The following is a 21,836-nucleotide window of genomic DNA, read 5'->3' as shown; positions in this document are numbered from 1 at the left end:
CAGTCCGTCGGACCGGGTCCGCCCCATGCGGAACGTTCCAGAATGCCCTCGGTGCTGACGAGCAGCAACCGCCATTCGTACTAGTAGCATGTGCCCGTGCCAGCGTCGTGTCCCTGTGGTCTAGGCAAGCCGTACGCCGACTGTTGTGGTGTTTTCCATCGCGCGGAAGCGACGGCCAGCACTGCGGAGTTGCTGATGCGCTCGCGTTACAGCGCGTACGCCGTCGGTGACAAGGACTATCTGCTACGGACATGGCATTCCACGACACGTCCCAAGAAGCTCGAGTTCGACCCCGGACTGCGCTGGACCCGGCTTGAGATCGTCGGCACGACCGGTGGCAGCCCGTTCCACACGGTCGGCACGGTCGAGTTCAACGCCCACTACCAGGCGAACGGCCGTGCCGACGTGATGCACGAGAACAGCAGCTTCTCGCGCGAGGACGGGCAGTGGACGTACGTCGCTAGTTGCTGATCGCGAAGATCGGCCACCGTCCAGTGTGGACGTCCTTGCGGGTGGCGTAGTGGATCGTGCTGGCGATGACGCTGATACCGCCACGCTTCTCCACGAAATTGGCGTAGAACACCGTGTCGGCGCCGCCGCTGTACGGCACGCTGATGTCGAAGACCGGCGTCTGGCCCGCTGAGGGGTTCCAGCGTTTGGCGATCAGCCTGCGGTTGTCGGCCGTCGCGTAGACGAACTCGACGGCATCGCCGCTGGCCACGATGTCCTTGAACAGCGACGTGGCGGAGTCGATCGTGGTGCTCGTCCACGAACTGCCTGCCCACCGGGCGAGCACGATCCGCCTGCTGTTGGCGGTGTGCACGCCGTAGCCAAGCACGACTGTGCCGTCCTGCATCGGGACCGCGACCGGGTTCTCCTCGGGCAACGTCTTGCCTACGGGCAAGTCGTTCGGGTTGGTCGTCACGACCAAGGCCTGGCTCAGCTCACCGCCGGTGATCCCGGCGCCGAGGTTGGTGTCGTTGACCGTGCGCATGGTCGAGTCGGCGGTGTTGAAGTACGCGACGTAGATGTTCTTTCCGGCGCCGTTATGACCTTTCGGGCCGCCGTGCTGTGACCATGTTATGTAGATCCGGCCGTTGCGTTCGTACACGCCGAACGCGTACACTTCGGAGAATTTGTCGGCGCTCCGGCCGGAATCGATGACGGTCTGCGGGGCGCTCCACGTTTGACCGGAGTTCGTGGACTTGATCACGCGGTAGATCCGGTACGGCCATGACAGATCGGTGTTCTGGCTGTAGAAGACGTAAATGGCCGATCCGATGACGATCGGCTCCGGATACGTGTTCCGGTCGGTGCTGATTCGCCGGTTCGACCATGTTCCGGTGATCGATCGCGGCGACGGCGACGTGTACATCTGCAGGCTCGACGTGTGCGTGGCCTGGAAGATCGCCAGCCGTCCGTCGGAGAGTTGCCGCAGGACAGGGTAGTCGTGATAGGCGTTGGAGTGCGTCAGGTTGAGCGTGGCGACCTTGGCCGCGGCCGACCACGACGAGCCGGCGTGGTGGTAGGCCTTGATGTAGATGTCGTGATTCGTCCCCGAATACGTGACGAAGGTTTGATTGACTGCGGAATCATAAACGGCGGCGCCGTTCGTACGCAGACAACCGTAGATGGATTGGGTTGTCACGGTATCGATGGTCGCGGCCGAGGCGCTCGGTACCGGAATGACCAAAGTGATTAGAGCGGTCATTGTCAGAACGAAGGAGCGTGGTGCAGGGGGCACGGCGAACCTCCACGCGGCGTTGCGTCAATCGGAAAACGCTACCTCGCCTGAATGTCATCGGGCAATGTTCCCGATGACCGGGCCATTTCGCATTTCTGAATTACCGCTGTGCTGATCGCTGTGTGTCGATCGCTGTGTGTCGATCATCGTGCGGATCGCCGTGCCGCACCCGACAATCAGAGGGTGAAACGCGTGACGCTCACGATCGTCGGTGCCGCGCTCCTGCTGATCGGAGCCGCGATGCTTGTCCTGCCCGGCCCGGGCCTGCTGCTGGTACTCGCCGGTCTGCTGGTGCTCGCGTCGGAGTTCCCCGCGCTGGAGAAGTACATCGACCCGGTGCGCGACCGTGCGATGAAGGCGGCGGAGGACAGCGTCTCCACACCGTTTCGAATCGTCTGGTCGGTCCTCGCCGGCCTGGCCCTGATCGCCGCGGGCATCGTGTGGGGACTGGTCGACAGCCTGCCGTTGAGCGGCTGGAGCACCGGGTCGGGCCTGATCCTGTCCGGGATCGTGCTGCTGGTCCTGCTGGGTTGGAGCTATCGCCGGGTGCAGGCCAAACGCAAACAGGGCCCCAGGTAGTGCCCGGGGCCCTGCCACGTCAGATGAAGATCCCGAAGTCCCGGTTGGCGGTGGCGAAGTCCTGGAAGCCCAGGCGTGCACCGGCCGTGCGGGTGACGGTGCCGTTGGCGATCACGCCACCGGACGTGGTCGAGTAGACCGAGCCGCCGCTGTCACCGCCGCGTGCGGCGGGCAGGCCTTGCGTCTGCTCGGCCTCGACGAGGTCTTCGGCGTCCTGCCAGAAGAAGATCACCTTCAGGTTGCAGACCGGGCCGCCGGTCTGCTCGGCGCTGGTCACGCCGGACTGGCAGAGGAACTGGCCGACGAACACGTGACCCCAGTTGACCACGGTGACAGTCGAGTTGCTGTCGCCGTTGCCGACGTACATCTGGTTGGTGGAGCTGGACGTCGGGATGACCGAGATGTCGTGGTCGTCGCGGGCCGCGCCGACGTTGCCGATGAACTGGCCGGTGCGGTCGGTGATCCGGTGCCCCGTCTGGCCGCAGTGCTCGGCCGAAAGCACGAACCGCGCACCCGCACTGTTTCGTACACCGAAACCGGACGTGCAGATCGTGCCCGCGGTCTGGTTCCAGGTACCGGCTCCGCCTTTCCACGGCGGCGCGTCGTCCTTTCGGGACGTTGAGGTCATCGGTTCTTCATGGACGATGCGAACCGGCACATCCGACTGGATTGCCGCTGAGTTCGTGAGCACTCCCGGGTAGGCCGCGAGGACAAGTCCGCTGCCGTCACCTGGATTTTTCACACCATAAATCCCGGACTCCGGATGGGCCTTGCGCCACGCTTCCAGCTTTTTCGCGGCCGCGGTCAACTCGAGCTGGGAATGGGCCGCCTTGGCCAGCCGCACGGGCGCCTGCGCCGACGCCCGGCGCACGACATCGCTGATCACGGCCGGTACGTCGCCCTTCCACCACAGGTTGACCTGGTGGTCGCCCAGTGTGATTCCGCCGAAGCCGGAGTGGTTGACCGCCTCGGCCCGTATCACTTCGGCCGCGCTGACAAGCGGCCGTTGTCGCAGCGACTTCGACTCGCCTTCGGACAACTTAGTTTGGCTGGCGTACGAACTAACTCCGCCAATTGTGAGAGACGCGGTTAACGCGATCGACAGTAACATCCCAATACGCATGGAAGAACACCTCGCCTGCAGGGTTGACGAGTAACAATGCCTTCCCATATTGGCAGAATTGACCAGTCGCTCACAATTGACACAACCGGACAGGAATCATATCGGGCGCGCGGAGCCGGTGAACGACCCGTGACCTGCGCCGATCACAATTGTCGGACCCCTGCCGTACGGTGCACCGCGACATCGCAGCACCAGCGCACCGACCGCAGGGGGTCACATGGACGAGGACACGTTCGTCATGCCGTCGTCGTGGAGACGGTACGTCCTTCCACGCCGTGATCGCGGGAAACCCGTGTACCAGCAGGACAATCAGGCCGCCGCAGCCGGGGCGGCGCTGGTGGGCAAGCTGCGCACGAGCCTTGACCGCATCCTCACCGACCCGCGTTCGGACGAGAAGCTGGCCGACGCGGGCCGCGCCTACCTCGCAGGTGAGGTGACGCCGATCGGCGCGGCTGTGGTCAAGATGGCCGCGACGGTCGACAACTACGACCGGGACGACGTGAGCACCCTCGTTCACCACTGGATAGCTGAGCACGGCGCCGCCTTCGCCGCCGAGGCAGCGGTCAGCTGCACCAAAGTCCACATGTCCGTCGAGCCGATGTCCACAAGGCACTGGCAGAACCGCGAACGGCCGGCGAACTGGGTGGTGCCGCAGACGACTGGCATCTCGCAGCAGCCCTACTGGGTCATCATCGGGTCCGAAGTGGTCAGGCGGGCGCTGGCCGCCGCGACCGACGCCGAGTACGCCGCGGCCGAGGCCGCGTTGGAGCCGCTCGGCGCGCCTGGGGCGGCCAACGTGTTGCGGGCGTACTTCATGCCGACACGATCGGACTGGGTCCGCGAGTCCCTCGGTGAGCGATTCGAGTACTACCTGTGGCTGCACACTGCGTGCAGCGTCGGCACCGCCGACGACCTCGCCGCGCTCGACGGGACGCACGGCATCGCGTTCGACAAGTCGGTCGCCTACTCCGTCCTCGACACGGTTGGTCCTGCGGTGGCGCCTAGGCTTGCGCGTGAGCTGGACTCGTACAGCCACGCCGAATTGCGGAAGCGGTCGCTCGCAATTCTGGCCGTGCTGCCGACCGACGAAGCGTTCACCGTTCTGCTCGATCGCCTTGAGCAGAACAAGGTCCAGCCTGCGCTGCTGACGGCGATGAAGGCGTTCCCGCAACGCGCGGCGCGACTGCTGGCGGCTCGGGCGCGCAACGACAATCGAGCGCGGGCGTTGTTCGAGTCGCACGTGAAGTCCCACCCCGATTTGGAGTTGCCTCCAGAGGTGCAGGCAGTCGCGGACGAGGTGATGACCGACGCGGAGGCGCTGCCCATCGCTCCGGCCAGCCTCCTGCCGTCGCTGCTTGTCGATCCGCCGTGGACACGGAAGCGCAAGAAGGCCAAGCCGGTTGTTGTCACCGGACTCAACGCGCCGGAGCCGATGATCTCGTGGGCGCCCGGCGAACGGGAGCAATGGGCCGCGGTGCGCGGTTTCTGGGAAGACTGGTGCGATACCGACTGGCCGAAGAATCTGCAGATCTACCGCAAGGGCAACCCGCACAACGTACCTGGGTTCCACGAGACGGCGTTCTTCGCCCGCGGGCCGGCGGACATGATTCGTCCGCTGCTGGCCGAGTGGGTCCCCGGCTACACCCACTACGCCGACGAGTGGGGGAAGGTCATCGTCGCGAAGTACGGCCTCGACGCACTGCCGGTGGCGATGCGAATCGCGCCAGCGAGCCTCGAGTTGTTGATGCCGTACGCGTCGGTCGAGGTCGCCGAGCTGATGGCAGATCGGTTCGCTCGGCTGAAAAATGCCCGCCGGTTCACGATGGACTGGTTCGTCCGGCACGGCGAGACCGCGGTCCGGATGCTGATCCCCGCCGCGCTCGGCACACCAGGGACCGCACGCCAGAACGCCGAGGCCACCCTGCGCTTCCTTGGTACGCAAGGACATGACCTTGTGGCGATCGCAGGGGAGTACGGCGAAAAGGCCCGCAGCGGCATACAAGCGTTGGTCGGCATCGACCCCACCGAACTGCTGCCCGCCAAGATTCCTGCCATGGGAACATGGGCGGATCCCCATGTGTTGCCGCAGATCCGGCTGCGCGACGGCCAACACGCATTGCCGCCGGAAGCCGTCCGTCATCTCCTGACGACGGCCGCGCTGTCCAAACCGGGCCAGGTGTACGCGGGCCTGCCGGTCGCACGGGACGTGTGTGATCGAGCGTCGCTGTCGACGTTCGCGTGGAGTGTGTTCGAGCTGTGGCTGCAAGCAGGCGCGCCGTCGAAAGACAGCTGGGCGCTCAACGCGCTGGGCTGGTTCGGTGACGACGACACGGTCCGGACCCTGTCGCCGCTCATCCGCCAGTGGCCAGGGGAGAGCCAGCACCAGCGCGCGGTCGCAGGCCTTGACGTGCTCGCCGAAATCGGCACGGAAGTAGCGCTCGCGCACTTGAACGGCATCGCCGAGAAGGTGAAGTTCAAGGCGCTCAAGACACGCGCGCAGGAGAAGGTCGCCGCCATCGCGGCCCAGCTGGGGCTCAGCCGTGAGCAGCTGGCCGACCGGCTCGTGCCCCGGCTCGGGCTGGACGAGGCCGCGTCGCTGACGATCGACTACGGCACCCGGACGTTCACCGTGGGCTTCGACGAGCAGCTCAAGCCGTACATCGTCGACTCGGATGGCACGCGCCGCAAGGACTTGCCGAAGCCAGGCGCCCGCGATGACCAAGAGCTCGCGGCGGCCGAGTACAAGCGGTTCACCGGGTTGAAGAAGGACGTGCGCACGGTCGCGGCCGACCAGATCCACCGGCTCGAGATGGCGTTGATCACCCAGCGCACGTGGACCGCGGCCGAATTCCACGACTTACTCGCCGGTCATCCGTTGCTGTGGCACATCGTGCGGAGGCTGGTGTGGATCACCGACGCGGGCCAGACGTTCCGCCTGGCCGAGGACCGTACGCTGGCCAGCGTCGACGACGACACGTTTGTCCTGCCGGAGGACGCGGTGGTGCGTGTTGCCCACCCGGTGCTGCTCAACCCGGACGCGCTGGCGGCGTGGGGCGAGGTGTTCGCGGACTACGAGATCCTCCAGCCGTTCCCGCAACTGGGCAGGCCGGTGCACGCGGTCGATCCGGGCGACTCGCTGTCCGACCTGCTTGCGCCGTTCGACGGCGCGGTGGTTCCGGTCGGCAAACTGCTTGGCCTGACCAAACGCGGCTGGGTTCGTGGCGAGCCACAGGACGCGGGCATCGAATGCTGGATCACCCGTCCGCTGCCGTCCGGCGGCGCGATCGTGGTGGGACTCGAGCCCGGTATCGCGGTCGGTGTGGTCAACGAGTTCCCTGAGCAGAAACTCGTCGGCCTGTCGTACTCGCCCACCGGCGACGGCTACATGTACTGGTCGGCTTCGCAGAGCGCGTCCGCCAGCCCTGACCTTGACGCGGTGACAGCGTCCGAAGTCCTGTCCGAACTGGCCTCACTGACCACCTGAGAGCGATCCATTGAGCGACAACAACTCACTTCAGCGGCCGCCCGCTGAGATCCGCTTCGCCGACGAGCTGGCGCGGCTGCGTGCGGCGGACGACGGGCCGCGCCCGCCGGGCTGGGCGATGAGCCTGCAAGCCGCGCGCCGGTTCATCGTCGGCGATCCCGCGGCCGACGTCACCCGCAAGTTCGTCGGCGATCCGTCCCTTGTGGACAGAGCACTGGTCACGCTGGCGACCAGCCGCGGACTGATGCTCGTCGGTGAACCAGGCACGGCCAAGTCGCTGCTGTCCGAGCTGATCGCGGCGGCGGTCAGCGGCGAATCGACGCTGACCATCCAAGGCGGCGCGGCCACCACCGAGGACCAGATCAAGTACTCGTGGAACTACGCGTTGCTCGTCTCGGAAGGGCCGTCGACCCGGTCTCTGGTGCCCGCGCCGATGCTGCGCGGCATGGCCGAGGGCAAGCTCGTGCGGTTCGAGGAGATCACCCGCTGCCCGCTGGAGGTGCAGGACTCGCTGCTGTCGCTGCTGTCCGAACGGGTGCTGGCGATCCCGGAGCTGACCGGGCCGGACAGCATGGTGTTCGCCAAGGCCGGGTTCAACGTGATCGCCACCGCCAACACGCGTGACCGGGGCGTCAACGAGATGAGCGCGGCGCTCAAGCGGCGCTTCAACTTCGAGACGGTGTTCCCGATCCCGGATTTCCAGACCGAACTGAGCCTCGTCGAGCAGGAAGCGAGCAAGCTGCTCGCGCAGTCCGGCGTCGAACTGCCGCCGCGCCGTGACGTGCTCGAGGTTTTGGTCCGTACATTCCGCGACCTACGGGACAACAACGGCAGCGATCACATGTCCACGGTCATGAGCACCGCAGAGGCGGTGTCAGTCGCGCACGCGGTCGGGTTGCGTGGCTGGTTCCTGCGGGGCGAGGAGGGCAACCCCGCGGACGTGGTGGAGTGCCTGGCGGGGACGGCGGCGAAGGACAACGCCGACGACCTGGCCCGGCTGCGTCGCTATCTGGAGCAGCAAGCCGTCCGCCGCAACGGCGAGCAATGGCAGGCGCTGCACCAGGCCCGGCACCTGCTTCCCGGCTGATGACCACGACGTTCATCGGCGTCCGCCACCACAGCCCCGCGTGCGCACAGCTGGTCGCCGAGACCATCGAGCGGCTCAACCCCGCGTACGTGCTCATCGAGGGACCGGCGGACATCAACGGCCGACTGGATGAACTCCTGCTCGGGCACGACCTGCCGGTCGCGATCTTCAGCTACGACGAAGGGCACGCGTCGTGGACACCGTTCTGCGACTACTCGCCGGAGTGGGTGGCGTTGACGGTCGGCCACGCACAGGGCACCGACGTCCGGTTCATCGACCTGCCCGCGTGGCACCCGGCGTTCGAGGGCCGCAGCAACCGGTATGCCGATGCTGAACTGCGCTACGCCGAGGTCGTCGAGCGGCTGTGCCGGGAGTTCGCGGCCGACAACGTGGACACGTTGTGGGACCACCTGTTCGAGGCCGATCCGGACGACATCGCCGAGCGGCTCGCGCAGTACTTCGACCTCGTGCGCGGTTCAGCGGGGGCGGACGTCAGCGACGCGGCTCGCGAGGAGTACATGGCGAGCTGGATCCGCGCGGCCGCTCACAACGCGGGTGGCCGCCCGGTCGTCGTGGTCACCGGCGGCTTCCACACGCCTGCCCTGCGGGCCATGGTCGCGTCGGGCAGCACGGACTGGCCGGAAATTCCCAAGTCGTCGGGGGCGAGCTACTTGGTGCCGTACTCCCATCAGCGGCTGGACGCGTTCACCGGCTACCAGTCCGGTATGCCCTCACCCGAGTACTACCACCGGGTCTGGACCGACGGGCTGGCCAAAGCGGCGGACGGGCTCGTCGAGTCCGTTGTGGACCGTCTGCGCCGCCGCAACCAAGCCGTTTCGACAGCGGACCTGATCGCCGCACGGACACTGTCGACCGGGCTTGCCCGGTTGCGTGGCCACGTGCATCCGGTTCGTACGGACGTCCTCGACGGTCTGGTCAGTGCCCTGGTGTCCGAGGATCTGACGCAGCCGCCTCCGTGGACCCGCCGGGGTCCGCTCCTGCCGGGCGCGCACCCCGCGTTGGTGGAGATGGTGGCGGCGCTCGGCGGCGACCGGGTCGGCAGGCTGCACCCGGCCACACCGGCGCCGCCGCTGGTCACGGCGGTGCTCGAGGAACTGCGGACGTTGGACCTGGACGGCGAAGGCCGGATCGGGCTCGATCTCACCGATCCGGCCGCGATGACCCGCAGCCGCGTCTTGCACCGCCTGCGGGTGCTCAAGGTGCCAGGCTTCCAGCGCCAGACCGGTCCCTTGACCGGCGCGGATCCTGTGCTGGAAGAGCGCTGGCGGCTGACCCCGTGCGACGAACGGGTCGCCGCGCTGATCGAGGCGGCAGCGTTCGGTGGCACGTTGGCCGAGGCAGCCGGTGGTGCGTTGCAGCGGCGGATCCCGGATGCGTCGATTGACGACCTGACCGGGGTTCTGTTCGACGCGGCGTTGTGCGGGATCACGACGTTGTCCGACGACGTGATCACGACGCTGGCCGAGCGGGTGCGAAGCGCGAGCGACGTCGCGGCTTTGGGCGTAGTGCTCGCGGGCGTGCTCGGCCTGTGGCGGCACGACAGGCTGTTCGGCACAGCCCGCGATCCGGTGCTGGGCGCGGTGATCGACGTGTCCGCGACCAGAATTCTCTGGCTCGTCGAAGGGTTGCACAGCGGCCCGGCACCTGCTGACACCGAGCGGTTGCGGGCAATGGTCGCGACGCGGGACGCAGTCGTGCACGCGGAGTCCGTGCTGACGATGCGACGCGATGACGTACAGGGCGTGGCTCGCCGGATCGCCAGTGACGCCAAGGCCCCGCCGGATCTGCGTGGTGCGGCACTCGGACTTGGCTGGGCGTTGGGCGAATTGCCTGACGTCGAGCGGGCCCTGCGCGGCATGGCCGCACCGGACATGCTGGGCGACTGGTTGGCCGGCTTGTTCGCGCTGGCCCGCGAAGACGTGCTGACCAGCGAGCACGTCGTCGGGGTGCTGGACGAGCTGGTGCACGCGATGACCGAGGCCGAGTTCCTGATCGCGCTGCCCGCATTGCGTCTCGCGTTCGCCTATTTCCCGCCGCTGGAACGAGAAACCATCGCCGAACGTGTGCTCGCGCATCGCGGCGCGCCAGGCTCAGGGCGCTCGCTGACGCGCGTCACCGTCGACCCGCTCGTGGTCGCCGAGGGAATGGCGCTTGACCGGCGCGTCGACGATCTATTGGTGCGAGAAGGACTTGCATGACCGACATGGAACGCTGGCGGCTGATTCTGGGACAACCCGCAGCACGCTGCACAGGGCAGCTCGGTGAGGCGGCCGCACGGCGAGACGCCGCGCTGGAATGGCTGTACGGGCGCGACGGCGACCTGGCCGACCGCGACGTGCGGCGGGGCGGAACCGGCGACTCCGAGGTGCAGACGGTCGACTGGCTGGACGATATCCATCAGCTCTTCCCGCGAGAGACCATCGAACGGCTGGAGCGCGACGCCGTCGAGCGGTACGAGATCGTCGATGTCGTCACCGATCCCGCTGTGCTGGAACGGATCGAGCCGAACCCGGCGCTGCTGCGGGCGGTGCTGCGCACGAAGCACCTGATGAACCCGGCGGTGCTTGCCATGGCCCGGCGGATCGTGGAAGCCGTTGTGCGGCAACTGATGGAGAAGCTGGCCACCGAGATCCGGCAGTCGTTCACCGGCACCCGGTCGCGCCGCCCGTCCAACCACAAGAACTCACGCAACTTCGACTTCAAGGCGACGATCCGGGCGAACCTGGCGCACTACCAGCCGGATCAGCGGCGGATCGCGATCGAGAAGCCGAAGTTCGTCTCCCGTACCCGGCGGCATGTCGAACAGTGGCAGGTGATCCTGCTCGTGGACCAGTCGGGTTCGATGGTGAGCTCGGTGATCCATTCGGCGGTGACGGCGGCGTGCCTGTGGAGTTTGCCGGGGCTGCGCACGCACCTGGTCGCGTTCGACACGAACGTCGTCGACCTGACCTCGGACGTGACCGATCCGGTGGAACTGCTGATGAAGGTCCAGCTCGGTGGCGGCACGGACATCGCCCGCGCGGTGGCGTACGGCGCCAGCCTCATCGACAACCCGCGTCGCGCGATCGTGGCTGTGATCACGGACTTCTACGAAGGCGGCGACGATCATGACCTCGTGCGCACTGTCCGGAAGCTCGTCGAGCAAGGCACGCACGTCCTGGGCCTGGGGGCCCTCGATGACGAGGCAGCGCCGTCGTACGACCGTGTGCTCGCACAGCGCCTGGCAAACGTGGGTGCGCATGTCGGAGCGATGACCCCAGGCCAGCTGGCCGAATTCGTAGCCGAGAAGCTGTCATGACGAGACCCGATCTGCTCGCCCTGACGCCAGACAGTCTGGCGGCACTCGCCAACCGTGGCCTGGTCAAGCGCGCGACAAAGGAACTCGACGCGGGCACGGGACCGTCCGTGGAAGTCGCTGACGATACGGTGCACGGCACATTCGCCGACGGCGTCGTGTCCTCGCTGCCGCCAGGCGTCCCGCTTGACGCTGCACCGTGTAGTTGCGGTGCGGCTGGCGTGTGTCGGCACCGCATCGCGCTTGTCCTGGCCTACCAACGTGCGGCCGAAGAACCAGCCGCCGAAGTGGCGCCGTGGTCGCCAGGTTCGGTCACCGATGAGGAGCTGACCAAGCAGTTCGGCCAACGCGCCGTGCAGCAAGCGCGGCGGACGCTGCGGTCGGGTTATCCGGTCGCGATACGCAGGCCGGTGACGGCCGAACTGCCCACGTGCACGGTCCGTTTCCTCGTGCCGGGCGACTTGGGCTACGTGCACACCGACGCCACCGCGGCCCGCAGGGACGAGTCGATCGTTCTTGCTGTGTGGGCGTTCCGCGAGGCGGACACCGCAGGCCTCACCGGCGACGCGAAACTCGACGTCGGCGGCGGGGCGGCTGTGACCAGCGACCTGAGCCAACTGGAAGACCTGCTTGACCAGCTGCTGACCGATGGCGCAGTGCACGCGGGCCCCGTGCTCGACGCGGCCTGGCGCAGGCTCCAGCGTGACCTCACCGCACAGCACATGCACTGGCCCGCAGCCGCGATCGAGGACCTGCTTGACCAACTTGACGCGTACCGCAAGCGCAGCGCCGAATACCGCGCGGAGCGCTTCGCCGAACTGCTCACCGAACTGCATGCCCGCAGCCGTGGCACCGGCCCACGCTCGGAGGTGCTCGGTACGGACGAGCCCGCCGAGACCCCGCTGCGTCGCGTCCGGCTGACCGCGCTGGGCTGCCGGGTCAATGGCCGGGTGAATGGCACAGCGGATACGCGCACGGCCGACGTGTACTTCGCATCCGGTGACATGGTCCTCGTACACCGCGACGCGCCGATGCGCACCGCAACTCGTACCGCGACAGCCAACGTCGTGTCGGAGTCGGTGTCACGCAGCGCGAGCCGTGTGCTCCGGCTGCGGTCGGGCCGCGTCGGCCAGACGTCCGTCACTCCGGTGGGAACATCGTGGCACCAGCTGCCCGAACCGCTGTTGGTCCGCGACCTGGCGGCATACGCGGAGACGCTGGATGCGCTGCCGCCACGCGTGGTGCGAGCCCGCATCGCCGCGGAGCTCGTGCGGGTCGTTGAGGTGCGCGAGGTCCGTCATGTCGGCTACGACCCAGCGGCGCAGCACCTCGAGGCGATCCTCGCCGATGCGGCGGGCACGACGGCGACCCTGTCCGCGACCTATCGGGGCGTTTGCCCACAGTCCCTCGACGCGCTCGCCGAGGCGCTGAGCTCGTCTCCGACACACATCAGCGGCACCCTGCGCCGCGTGCGAGGCGGGATCATGATCGACCCGCTCGCGGTCCTCACGTCGTCCGGTGTGGTCGTGCCCGATCTCGCTGCGGCGTCCCCAGCCGACTTGCCGTACTCGGTGTCCACACCGGACCTCGTCAGCTCCGCTGTGGACGATGCGCTGACCGTGCTCGCGGACGCCGCCCACCGCGGGCTGCGTGACTCGTTACCGCCCCGCCTCCGGACCCGGCTGGCAGAGGTCGCCGATGATCTTGACCGTGCCGGCCTGCGCGGAGCGTCCGGTCTGGTCAGAGCCTTCACCGAGAAACCGGCACCGGCGAGTTGGCTGGCCGCGCACTTACGGGTGCTGGTCACCGCGGAGCGCCGGTAAGGCAGCAATTTCGCGAAAGACAAAACAGTGCCACCGGGATGCGCGGCCGCGCCGATGGGTCCATGCTGTCACGCGTGACCATGGATCCAGCTGTGCGCGCGGCGATCGACGCCGCCAACAAGAACGACATCGCCGCGTTTCTCGCCTGCTTCACCGAGGACGGTGTGGTCGACGACTGGGGGCGGGAGTTCCGCGGCGCCAAGCGGATCACTGAGTGGAGCGACAACGAGTTCATCGGCAAGCAGGTCAGCCTGGATGTGACGGACGTCGAGGACCGTGACGGCGAAGTCGTGGTGACCGCCCAGGTCGGCGGGAACGGCTTCAACGGCCCGAGCCATTTCTCCTTCCGGGTCGACGGGGACAAGGTGTCCCGGATGACCATTCGAGCCTGACGTGCGACTACCTCGTTTCCTGCTCGCCGGGATCCTGCTGTACGTGGCACTGTTCGCGTTGACCGCGTTGTTCACCACCCCGGTCGGCGCGATCGCGGCCATCCTGTTCTGGCCGTTGTGGTACGCGATCGCCACCGTCAACGCCGCCGTGGGCGTGTTCGCCGCGGGGTACAAGGTCAGCGAAGAAGCCACCGTGATGCTGCCCGTGTTCGGCATCCCGGCGCTGATCGCGGGCTTCGGCTGGTTCGCCAGCGCGCAGTGGTGGAACGACGGCCCACTGGTACACAGTGGACGAACAGCCATCGTCCTCGGCGCCGGAGTGGTGCTCTGGCTCGCGATCCGGGTGCTGGCCGGACTGCTTACCCCGAAGCCCGGCGGGACCGCGGCGATCGTGTTCATGCCGCTGTGGTTGTTGTTCTGCGTCGGCAACCTCGTGGTCGGCGTTGTGGTCGCGGGTTACTCGGTCGGCGAGGAAATCCCCATCCTGCTGCTCAACTTCGCCGTCCCGGCGGCGGTCTCGGTGGTGGCATTGCGCTTCTGATCGGGTTTTGTCGGACCCTGTTGGTAGCTGGTGACGTGCACGGATGTGGTCGCGTTGACCCATCCCAAGGTCGTGCACGGTCGCGGGCCTGTTGTCGAACCTCAAGCAGTTCGACAAGGCTGGCATTCTCCTCGAAGAGGCCATGAAAGTCGCCGCACGCATCAGGATCGCACCGAGATCCGCGAGTCGGCTGTGGGGCCGCTGCGGTTCCCAGCCGAGCGTGCGGTGTGCACCCAGCGTTGGTGATCAGCGTTCAGCACAGCCTGTTCATGGCGATTGGCTTGATTGAGGCGGTACGGGATGGGCGGTGGCCGTGGGAACGAGGAACCGAGCCACGCTAGCGAGCTTCTCGCACGTCTCCTCGAACTCGCGGGCAGGATCCGACTGGGACACAATCCCGGCCCCGGCGCACAGCCATGTCTCGCCGTCACGTCGGAACACTGACCGCAGGACGAGCGCGGTGTCGAGTGAACCGGTGTGGTCGATGGTCATGACGGCACCGCTGTAGAGGCCGCGGCGGTGCGGTTCGTGTCGACGGATGCTTTCGAAAGCCGCGGCCTTGGGGATGCCGGAGGCGGTGATCGCGGGGAACAGGGCGCGGAACGCGTCCCATGGGCCGCGGTCGGCGGGTAGCGTCCCGGCGACGCGGGAGGCGAGGTGTTGCACCGTGCCACGCTCGAGTACGTCCATGAACTCCTCGACCACCACGCTGCCGGGAGTGCACAACGACGTCAGCTCGTCGACGGCCAGCCGGACCGAGATCGCGTGTTCGAAGATCTCCTTCGGGTCGGTCAGCAGATCAGCCCGCAAGGTGTGATCGACCTCGGGATCACCGGTCAACGCACGCGTTCCGGCCAATGGCTGCGTGTGGACGCGGCCGTCGGGGTTCACGCCGACCACCGTCTCCGGGCTGAACCCGGCAACCTCGATACCGCCGAGGTTCAGCAGGTACGACCGGGCCGGGGTGTTGGCGCGCCGTCCCGTCACATACGTCCCGACGAGGTCGATGTCGGGCACGGTCACCGTCCGGCACAAGATGACCTTCTGCAACAGCCCGCGCTGGATCTCGGACACCGCTGCGGCAACAGAATCCGAGTAGGTGTCCGGCTGGCGGACGTCAACAGGGACCGCAGCGAAAGAAGGTTCGGGAACGTCCGCGGAGACCAACGCGGCCAGTGAATCGAGCTCTGCCGGAGTGGTCGCACGCAACACAGCCACGCCTGCGCAGAGACGAACCTCCTGCGATGGAACGACAAGGTGCAGCAGGGTCCCCGTGCCGACCTGAGGTTGGGCCAGCTCGAACGCGGCCCAGCCGTAGGCGCGCCAGCCGGTCATCGGGATCTCGTCCAGCATCGAGGCGACGACCGGCAGCGGATCGTCGTACCAGAACGTCGAGGTCTCCGATTCGCGGTAGCGCAGCTGGACGGTGTCCGGATCGACGATCACCTCGGCGATCGCACCCAACGCCACCGAGATCGCCGATGAGTCCTCGTAGAGAACGTACGGTGAGCCTGACTGGGTGAGCCGGGCAGCCGTCCATAAAGGGTCAGCGGTCAGCGGGACCACCCGCTCGAAGTACACCTTGATCACCGTTCCCCCTTCAGCTGAGCAGCCAGCCGCTGCTTGTCGACCTTACCGACGTTCGTCAGCGGAAGCGCGTCTACGACAACGAGCTGATCGGGAAGTTTGTACGTCGCCAAGCCCTGTGCGATCAGCAGTTTCTTCAGCGAGGCAAGGCTGGGCGCGCCGTCGCGTGGCACGACAACGGCACAGCTGCGTTCACCGAGGATCCGGTCGGGCAACGCGACCATCGCCACGTCGCGCACCTGCGGATGCCCAAGCAGATGGTTCTCCACCTCGTCGCACGCGATCTTGTCGCCACCCCGGTTGATCAGGTCCTTCACCCGTCCTTCGACGACCAGATGACCGGACGGCAGTTGCCGGACCAGATCACCCGACCGGTAGAAGCCGTCCGGGGTGAAGGAATGTGGCTGCTCCGAGCGGAAGTAGCCGCGGATGGTGTACGGCCCCCGGGTGAGCAACTCACCGCGTTCGCCAGGCGCGACGGGGTCACCGGACGAGTCCACGATCCGGATCTCGTCGGCGGGCGACATCGGACGTCCCTGTGTGGTGAGGACAAGGTCCTGCGGATCGTCGAGACGCGTGTAGTTCAGCAGCCCTTCCGCCATGCCGAACACCTGCTGCAACGCGCAACCCAGCTCGGGGGTGATCCGTTTGGCCACCTCCGGCTGGAGCTTGGCGCCACCAACCTGGAGGAGCCGCAAACTCGGCAGCGATGTGGCGTTGTCCAGCCACAGCAGGGCCAAGGGCGGCACGACGGCGGTGATCGTCACCTTCTCCTGGTGGATCAACGGGAACGCGACCTCGGGCGCCGGACTGGATGCCAGGACCGCGGTGCCACCGGCGTGAAGTGTCCCGAAAACCCCCGGGCACCCGAGTGGGAAGTTGTGCGCCACAGGCAAAGCGGCCAGATATACCGAGGCTGGCCCGAGCTCGCACACCTCGGCGCTGGCCCGGAAGTTGTACGCGTAGTCGTCGTGTGTCCGCGGGATCAGCTTGGGCAGGCCGGTCGTCCCGCCGGACAACAGATACAGCGCCACCGAACTCGGATCCGGTTCGTCAAGGGCAACAGGATCTTCGTCTACATCAGACAGCGATTCGCCTGCGACGAGGACGTGACGAACACTCGGCACCTCAGCGACAACCGCCGAAGCCAAGGACCGGTAGTCAAACCCGGCGTGCCGACTGGGAATGACGTAGGCGACAGCTTCGCTGAGCTGACACAGGTGGCGGATCTCGTTCAGCCGATGCGGCGGCAGTGCGAGCACCGGCGCCGCGCCGACCCGGAACAACGCGAAACACAGAACCACGAAGTCCGCGATGTTGGGCAGCTGAACGACAACCCGGTCGCCGCGCTGGATACCGAGCTTGACCAGACCGGCCGCCATCCGGTCCGCACGAGCCGAAAGCTCTACGTATGACATGCGAGTCGTCGCGTCGACCAAAGCCGTGCGCATCCCGTACTTCTGGGCCCAGTCACGCAACAACGAACCCAAAGTCCGGCCACGCCAGTATCCCTCGGCCCGATAGCGGGCATCCAGCGCCTCAGACACTCTCCACCTCGGCCCGGACCGGTGCCCGGCGGGCGAAGACAAACACCGCGATCGCGGCCAGCAGAATCGCTCCTGAGAGGTACGGCAACCCCGGCGAGGCACTGTACAGCGAGGTCGCCAAGATCGGCCCGACCACGAAGGTCAGGGCGTTCGTGGCACCGATGAGCCCGGCGACGCCGGCCTGTTCGGCGTGCGACACAAGCAAGGTCGGCGCGGTCGTGTAGCCGGGAACGGCCAGGCCCAGCCCGATCGACAGCACCACGATGGCACCGAGGATCCAGGCGAACGAGTCCGCCGGTGCCACCAAGGCGAACCCGATCACCGCCAGTGGAAGGCCGGTCCGCAGCAGCCGGGCAGGCGACCAGCCCAGCTTCGGTACGACCAAGGCCTGGCACAACAAGAACGGCACGCCCGCCGCGACCAACGCCCACCCGGTCATCCGTGCGGCGGCGTCCGGCGCGAGCCCAAGCCGGTCCTGGATCAGGAAACCGAGAGTGACCTGCAAGAACGACAACGCCAGGAACAGCCCGAAGCCAGTGACCAACGACGGCCACAAGCGTGCGTCGAACGGGCTGAGCTTAGGCGGCTTCGTCACTTCCTGGGTCTTGGTGGATGGCAGCTTGATCGCTATGAATACGGCGACCACGACCAGCAACGCCGGAGTCACGTACAACGGAGCCAGCAACCCTGCTCCGGCCAGCAGCCCACCGAGTGCGGGACCGACGATCAACGCCAAACCCTGGACCGCGCCGATCAGCGCGATGCCTTTGACCCGTTCCTTCTCGCCGGTGGTCGCCCCGGCGACGATCGCCTGCCCGGCGACCGGGACGGCGGCCAGGGCGGCACCGAAGATCACGCCCCGGGTGAGCAGCAGCAACCCGAACACGATCGCCGGTACGAACACGAACTGGGCCGTCAACGCCAAGCCGAGCAAGCCCACGACGCAACCCGACAGCGCGGTCAGCAGGACCCGTTTGTTGCCCCACTTGCCGATCAGCCGTCCCCAGATCGGGCTTGCGACCACGACAACGGCCGCCGCCAGGGTGATCACCAGGCCGAGTTGGAACTCTGTCAGCCGCAGCTGGCGCGCCAGCGGCGGCAGCACCGGCGTAAGCACCTGCTGTGCCGCGTAACCCGCGAATACGGTGAGATACACCAAGCCGAGGCGCTTCACCGCGCTCCCTTCCAGAATTCGGCGTAGCGACCGCCACGCTGGATCAACTCGTCATGCCGCCCTGTCGCGGTCACCCGGCCGTCTTCGAGGAAGACCACCTGGTCCGCGTTGACCACTGTGGACAGCCGGTGCGCGATCGCGACCAGCGTCCGGTCGGTGGTCAGTGCTTTCAGCGCGTCACGGACCGCGGCCTCGTTCTCCAGGTCCAGTGCTGCGGTGGCTTCGTCCAACACGACGATGGGCGCGTCCTTGAGGATCGCCCTCGCGATGGACACCCGCTGTCGTTCGCCGCCGGACAGCGAAGTGCCGCCCTCGCCGACGCGGGTCTGCCAGCCGTCGGGCAGTCGGGCAATGATCTCGTCGACTCGCGCGGCCCCGGCCGCGGCGAAGACTTCGGCGTCGGTGGCTTCCGGCTTGGCCAGCCGGATGTTGTTGAAGATCGTGTCGTCGAACAGGTAGACGTCCTGGAACACCAGGGACAGCTGGCCCATCAGCTGCTCGGTGGTCATCTCCCTGACGTCGACTCCACCGACCCGCACCGATCCGGAGTCGACGTCGAAGAACCTGGCCGCCAACTTGGTCAGCGTGGTCTTGCCCGAGCCCGACGGGCCGACCAGAGCGGTCATCGACCTGGCCGGGACATGCAAGGACACCCCCTTCACCACCGCCGAGCCGTTGTAGCCGAAGGTGACGTCCTCGAACGTCACGTCGTCGGTCGTCGGCGCCTTGGGTGTGCTCGGCTGGGGGAGCGGTGGCGAGTCGAGGACGTCTTGGACCCGGTTGAGCGCACCCCGGCTGAGCTTCAACGCCCCGCCGAGGTCGGCCGCCATCCAGATCGGCTCGACGAACCGGGCCGCGAGCACCAGCAAAGCAAGCAGGTCAGGCGTGCTGAGCGAGCCGCCGACAGCCAGATAGGTACCGAACAGCAACACCGCCGCGAAGGCCAGTTGCACGACAATCGCGAACAGGACCATTCCGGGCACGGCCTTGACGATCAGCTTCCGGCCCTCGTCGCGTTGCTTGGCCAGCGCCGCGTCCAACGTGGCCCAACCCCGGTCAGTCTGGCCGGTCGACCTCAGCAACGGCTGGTTCTGGGCGAATTCGACCACGCGCGTACTGGCTTGAGCCGACGCGATCACGGTTCCCCGTTCGGCGCGCTCGACCAGACGGCCGGACCACCAGTACGACAGGGCAATCAGTGGCGCCGTGGCGAGTGTGGCGAGCGCGATCCGCCAGTCGAACAGCGCCATCAACAAGACCACGGTCGCTGGCGTGACGAACGCCGACACCAACGGCCGCAGCAGATGCGCGGGTGCGTTGGCCACTCCCATCACGCCTTGGGACACCAGGGTGCTGACCTCGCCGACCCGCGCGGGCGTGAACCAGCCAAGCGGCAGCACGGACATGTGATCACCAAGTCGGTGGTGCAATGTGCGCAGCAGGCCGCCACCAACGTCGTATCCGGCGAGCGCGCCACGGAAGAACACGACACCGTATGCGATCCCCGCGACGAACAAAGCCCCAAGCCACGGCCACGCATCGCTGGGATTGCCGAACAGTGCGCGCAGGATCGGGACCAGCAGCACGAAGGCGATGCCTTGGAGAACTGCGGCGACCACGGCGTAGAGCAGAGCGGTGTTGATGTCTGAGCCCAGCAGGGCACGCAGTTGGCGGATCACGCGGAAGCTCCCTGGACCTCAGGCTGGCTGCGCCACATGGCGGCGTACTTGCCGCCGGACTCGACAAGATCGGCATGCGTTCCACGTTCCACGACGACACCCTTGTCGAGAACGAGAATCTGGTCCGCAGTGGTGACTGTGGACAGTCGATGTGCGATCACCAGGACCGTCCGATCCCGCATGAGAGTGGCCAGTGCGTGACGCACAGCGGCTTCCGACTCGGGATCGGCGAACGCCGTCGCCTCGTCGAGGACCAGGATCGGAGCGTCGGCGAGGATAGCCCGGGCGATCGATACGCGTTGTGCCTCTCCGCCGGAGAACTGGGCATCCTCACCGACAACGGAGTCGTATCCCCTTGGCAAGGTCATGATCTTGTCGTGGATCTGGGCTGCCGTGGCTGCACGCTGGATGTCCTCCAGGCTCGCGCCGGGGACAGCCAAGGCGATGTTGTCGCGCACGGATGCGTTGAGCAGACGGACATCCTGGAACACGAACCCGACCAGCCGGTACAGCTGTTGCTCAGTGAGTTCGCGGATATCCGTTCCACCAATGGTGATCCGGCCGTCGTCGACGTCATGGAACCGGGGGAGCAGCGCGGCCATCGTGCTTTTGCCTGCGCCGGAAGGGCCGACCAAGGCGGTCACCGTCCCTGGCCGCAGCTCAACGTCGATTCCCTTGAGCACTTCGGTGCGGTCGTAGGAGAAACGGACCGCTTCGAACACGACCGTGCTGTCCGATGTGGAACCGGGTGTGGTTGGGCGGGGGAGTTCGGACGTTTCCAGCAGTCCGGTGACATCCGCCGCCGCCTGGCGTGCGGTCCGCAGAGCCTGCGAGCCTTGGGAGAGCGTCTGGACCGGAGCGGTGATCGCCAACCCGAGCAACGCGAACGGCACGAGGTCCAGGGGAGCCAACCAGCCCGCAGCGACCAAGGCCGTTCCACCGGCCAACACCGTGAACAACACACTCACGGGCGACAGGGCGACTGCTGACAGGGCGGACAGCTTGGACACCCGCCGGATCCAGGTGACGAAGAAGTCCGCGAACTCGTCGGCCGCGTCGGCGTATCGCTGGTGCGCACGGCCGGTCTGCCCGAAGGTCTTGACCACCGCGATGCCCTGGACGAACTCGATGGCGCCTGCGCTGATCTTGCCCATCGCCGCGGCGAAGGTGGCCATGCCCTCGGTGTAGCCGGCCATCGACCGTGCGTACAGCCACAGCCCGATTCCCAGCGGCAGCAGGGTCACCAGCGTCATCACCCCGTCGATGCTCAGCAAATATGCAAGCGCGACAATGGGTGTGACGATCGCGGTGGTCAGGTCGAGCAACGTGTGCGAGACCATGTGGTGCATCGCCTGGACGTCGTCGCTGACGGTCTTGCGTACCAAGCCTGAATTGCGCTCGCTGAACCAGCCAAGCGGCAACCGTCCGAGTCGTAACGCCAGTTGCCGGCGGACGTGCAACTGGAAGTCGTTGTCCGCGAAGTGCGACAGTGCTCCAGCCAGCAACGTCAGCGCGAATCTGACCGCGACCGCCGCGGCGCCGACGATCGCCGGTATCCACGCATTGCCACCTGTGAATAGAAAACGGCCCAACTCGGCTACCGCGATGAACGGCACGACACCGACGGCGGCCGCGATGGCTTGGCAGGCCACGGCAATCACCAGTCGGCCCCGGACCGGCCTCAGCAACTCGGCGAGTGATTTGTTCAGGCCAGGCTTGGCTAACCCCATATGGAAATGATAATCATAAGCGGAGCACTG

General features: G+C 66.9%; 16 protein-coding genes. 9 read left to right on the top strand and 7 right to left on the bottom strand.

Annotated features, from left to right (window positions below):
* The first annotated feature begins 96 nt into the window (after positions 1 to 96).
* The gene (locus tag B9C43_RS08955) at positions 97 to 471 is read left to right on the top strand and encodes a YchJ family protein (RefSeq protein ID WP_407657078.1); all 375 of its coding nucleotides are present in this window, start codon (positions 97 to 99) and stop codon (positions 469 to 471) included.
* Here the strand turns inward: B9C43_RS08955 and B9C43_RS08950 are convergent.
* A complete protein-coding gene (locus tag B9C43_RS08950; RefSeq protein WP_160096418.1) occupies positions 461 to 1,648 on the bottom strand; it encodes a BNR-4 repeat-containing protein in 1,188 nt (395 codons plus the stop codon). The genes B9C43_RS08955 and B9C43_RS08950 overlap by 11 nt on opposite strands.
* A 288-nt stretch (positions 1,649 to 1,936) precedes the next feature.
* On the opposite strand from B9C43_RS08950, the gene B9C43_RS08945 reads away from it, so the two are divergent.
* The gene (locus B9C43_RS08945) at positions 1,937 to 2,323 is read left to right on the top strand and encodes a PGPGW domain-containing protein (RefSeq protein ID WP_143446190.1); all 387 of its coding nucleotides are present in this window, start codon (positions 1,937 to 1,939) and stop codon (positions 2,321 to 2,323) included.
* Positions 2,324 to 2,342: 19 nt separating this feature from the next.
* Here B9C43_RS08945 and B9C43_RS08940 read toward each other — a convergent pair whose 3' ends face one another.
* The gene (locus B9C43_RS08940) at positions 2,343 to 3,362 is read right to left on the bottom strand and encodes a chymotrypsin family serine protease (protein ID WP_143446189.1); all 1,020 of its coding nucleotides are present in this window, start codon (positions 3,360 to 3,362) and stop codon (positions 2,343 to 2,345) included.
* A gap of 301 nt (positions 3,363 to 3,663) precedes the next feature.
* On the opposite strand from B9C43_RS08940, the gene B9C43_RS08935 reads away from it, so the two are divergent.
* The 7 genes from B9C43_RS08935 to B9C43_RS57475 all read left to right on the top strand — a co-directional run bounded on the left by B9C43_RS08935 (position 3,664) and on the right by B9C43_RS57475 (position 14,089).
* Positions 3,664 to 6,930, top strand: a complete 3,267-nt coding sequence (locus B9C43_RS08935; protein ID WP_084425419.1) for a DUF4132 domain-containing protein — start codon at positions 3,664 to 3,666, stop codon at positions 6,928 to 6,930.
* 10 nt (positions 6,931 to 6,940) lie between these two features.
* Complete coding sequence (locus tag B9C43_RS08930; RefSeq protein ID WP_084425418.1) at positions 6,941 to 8,017, top strand: ATP-binding protein; 1,077 nt, start codon at positions 6,941 to 6,943, stop codon at positions 8,015 to 8,017.
* The gene (locus B9C43_RS08925; RefSeq protein ID WP_084425674.1) at positions 8,017 to 10,236 is read left to right on the top strand and encodes a DUF5682 family protein; all 2,220 of its coding nucleotides are present in this window, start codon (positions 8,017 to 8,019) and stop codon (positions 10,234 to 10,236) included. The genes B9C43_RS08930 and B9C43_RS08925 overlap by 1 nt, the downstream gene beginning before the upstream one ends.
* Positions 10,233 to 11,336: a VWA domain-containing protein gene (locus tag B9C43_RS08920; protein WP_084425417.1), complete on the top strand. Its 1,104-nt coding sequence runs from the start codon at positions 10,233 to 10,235 to the stop codon at positions 11,334 to 11,336. Before B9C43_RS08925 ends, B9C43_RS08920 begins: the two co-directional genes overlap by 4 nt.
* Positions 11,333 to 13,156 carry a hypothetical protein gene (locus B9C43_RS08915; RefSeq protein ID WP_084425416.1) on the top strand — a complete coding sequence of 608 codons (1,824 nt, stop codon included), beginning with the start codon at positions 11,333 to 11,335 and terminating at the stop codon, positions 13,154 to 13,156. Before B9C43_RS08920 ends, B9C43_RS08915 begins: the two co-directional genes overlap by 4 nt.
* 80 nt (positions 13,157 to 13,236) lie before the next feature.
* Entirely contained in the window at positions 13,237 to 13,548 is a 312-nt protein-coding gene (locus B9C43_RS08910) for a nuclear transport factor 2 family protein (protein ID WP_200825512.1), read from the top strand.
* A gap of 1 nt (position 13,549) precedes the next feature.
* Positions 13,550 to 14,089, top strand: a complete 540-nt coding sequence (locus B9C43_RS57475; RefSeq protein ID WP_200825464.1) for a hypothetical protein — start codon at positions 13,550 to 13,552, stop codon at positions 14,087 to 14,089.
* A gap of 267 nt (positions 14,090 to 14,356) precedes the next feature.
* Here B9C43_RS57475 and B9C43_RS08900 read toward each other — a convergent pair whose 3' ends face one another.
* The 5 genes from B9C43_RS08900 to B9C43_RS08880 are packed head-to-tail and all read right to left on the bottom strand — an operon-like array spanning position 14,357 to position 21,806.
* Positions 14,357 to 15,679, bottom strand: a complete 1,323-nt coding sequence (locus tag B9C43_RS08900; protein WP_084425414.1) for a salicylate synthase — start codon at positions 15,677 to 15,679, stop codon at positions 14,357 to 14,359.
* Entirely contained in the window at positions 15,676 to 17,223 is a 1,548-nt protein-coding gene (locus B9C43_RS08895; RefSeq protein WP_327221999.1) for a (2,3-dihydroxybenzoyl)adenylate synthase, read from the bottom strand. The genes B9C43_RS08900 and B9C43_RS08895 overlap by 4 nt, the downstream gene beginning before the upstream one ends.
* Positions 17,216 to 18,397: an MFS transporter gene (locus tag B9C43_RS08890; RefSeq protein WP_160096416.1), complete on the bottom strand. Its 1,182-nt coding sequence runs from the start codon at positions 18,395 to 18,397 to the stop codon at positions 17,216 to 17,218. The genes B9C43_RS08895 and B9C43_RS08890 overlap by 8 nt, the downstream gene beginning before the upstream one ends.
* Positions 18,394 to 20,076: an ABC transporter ATP-binding protein gene (locus B9C43_RS08885; RefSeq protein WP_084425411.1), complete on the bottom strand. Its 1,683-nt coding sequence runs from the start codon at positions 20,074 to 20,076 to the stop codon at positions 18,394 to 18,396. Before B9C43_RS08885 ends, B9C43_RS08890 begins: the two co-directional genes overlap by 4 nt.
* Positions 20,073 to 21,806 (bottom strand): ABC transporter ATP-binding protein, encoded by a 1,734-nt coding sequence (locus tag B9C43_RS08880; protein ID WP_084425410.1) that lies wholly within the window; start codon positions 21,804 to 21,806, stop codon positions 20,073 to 20,075. The genes B9C43_RS08885 and B9C43_RS08880 overlap by 4 nt, the downstream gene beginning before the upstream one ends.
* Positions 21,807 to 21,836: the final 30 nt, after the last annotated feature.

Source organism: Kibdelosporangium aridum, from assembly GCF_900176515.1.
Lineage (GTDB): Bacteria > Actinomycetota > Actinomycetes > Mycobacteriales > Pseudonocardiaceae > Kibdelosporangium > Kibdelosporangium aridum.
This window is presented reverse-complemented; position numbering and strand designations above follow the sequence as displayed.

Excerpts from the sequence above, each read along its gene's own strand:
- B9C43_RS08920 (WP_084425417.1), top strand. The coding sequence starts at position 10,233 with ATGACCGACATGGAACGCTGGCGGCTGATTCTGGGACAACCCGCAGCA.
- B9C43_RS08880 (WP_084425410.1), bottom strand. The coding sequence starts at position 21,806 with ATGGGGTTAGCCAAGCCTGGCCTGAACAAATCACTCGCCGAGTTGCTG.
- B9C43_RS08910 (WP_200825512.1), top strand. The coding sequence starts at position 13,237 with ATGGATCCAGCTGTGCGCGCGGCGATCGACGCCGCCAACAAGAACGAC.
- B9C43_RS08935 (WP_084425419.1), top strand. The coding sequence starts at position 3,664 with ATGGACGAGGACACGTTCGTCATGCCGTCGTCGTGGAGACGGTACGTC.
- B9C43_RS08925 (WP_084425674.1), top strand. The coding sequence starts at position 8,017 with ATGACCACGACGTTCATCGGCGTCCGCCACCACAGCCCCGCGTGCGCA.
- B9C43_RS08915 (WP_084425416.1), top strand. The coding sequence starts at position 11,333 with ATGACGAGACCCGATCTGCTCGCCCTGACGCCAGACAGTCTGGCGGCA.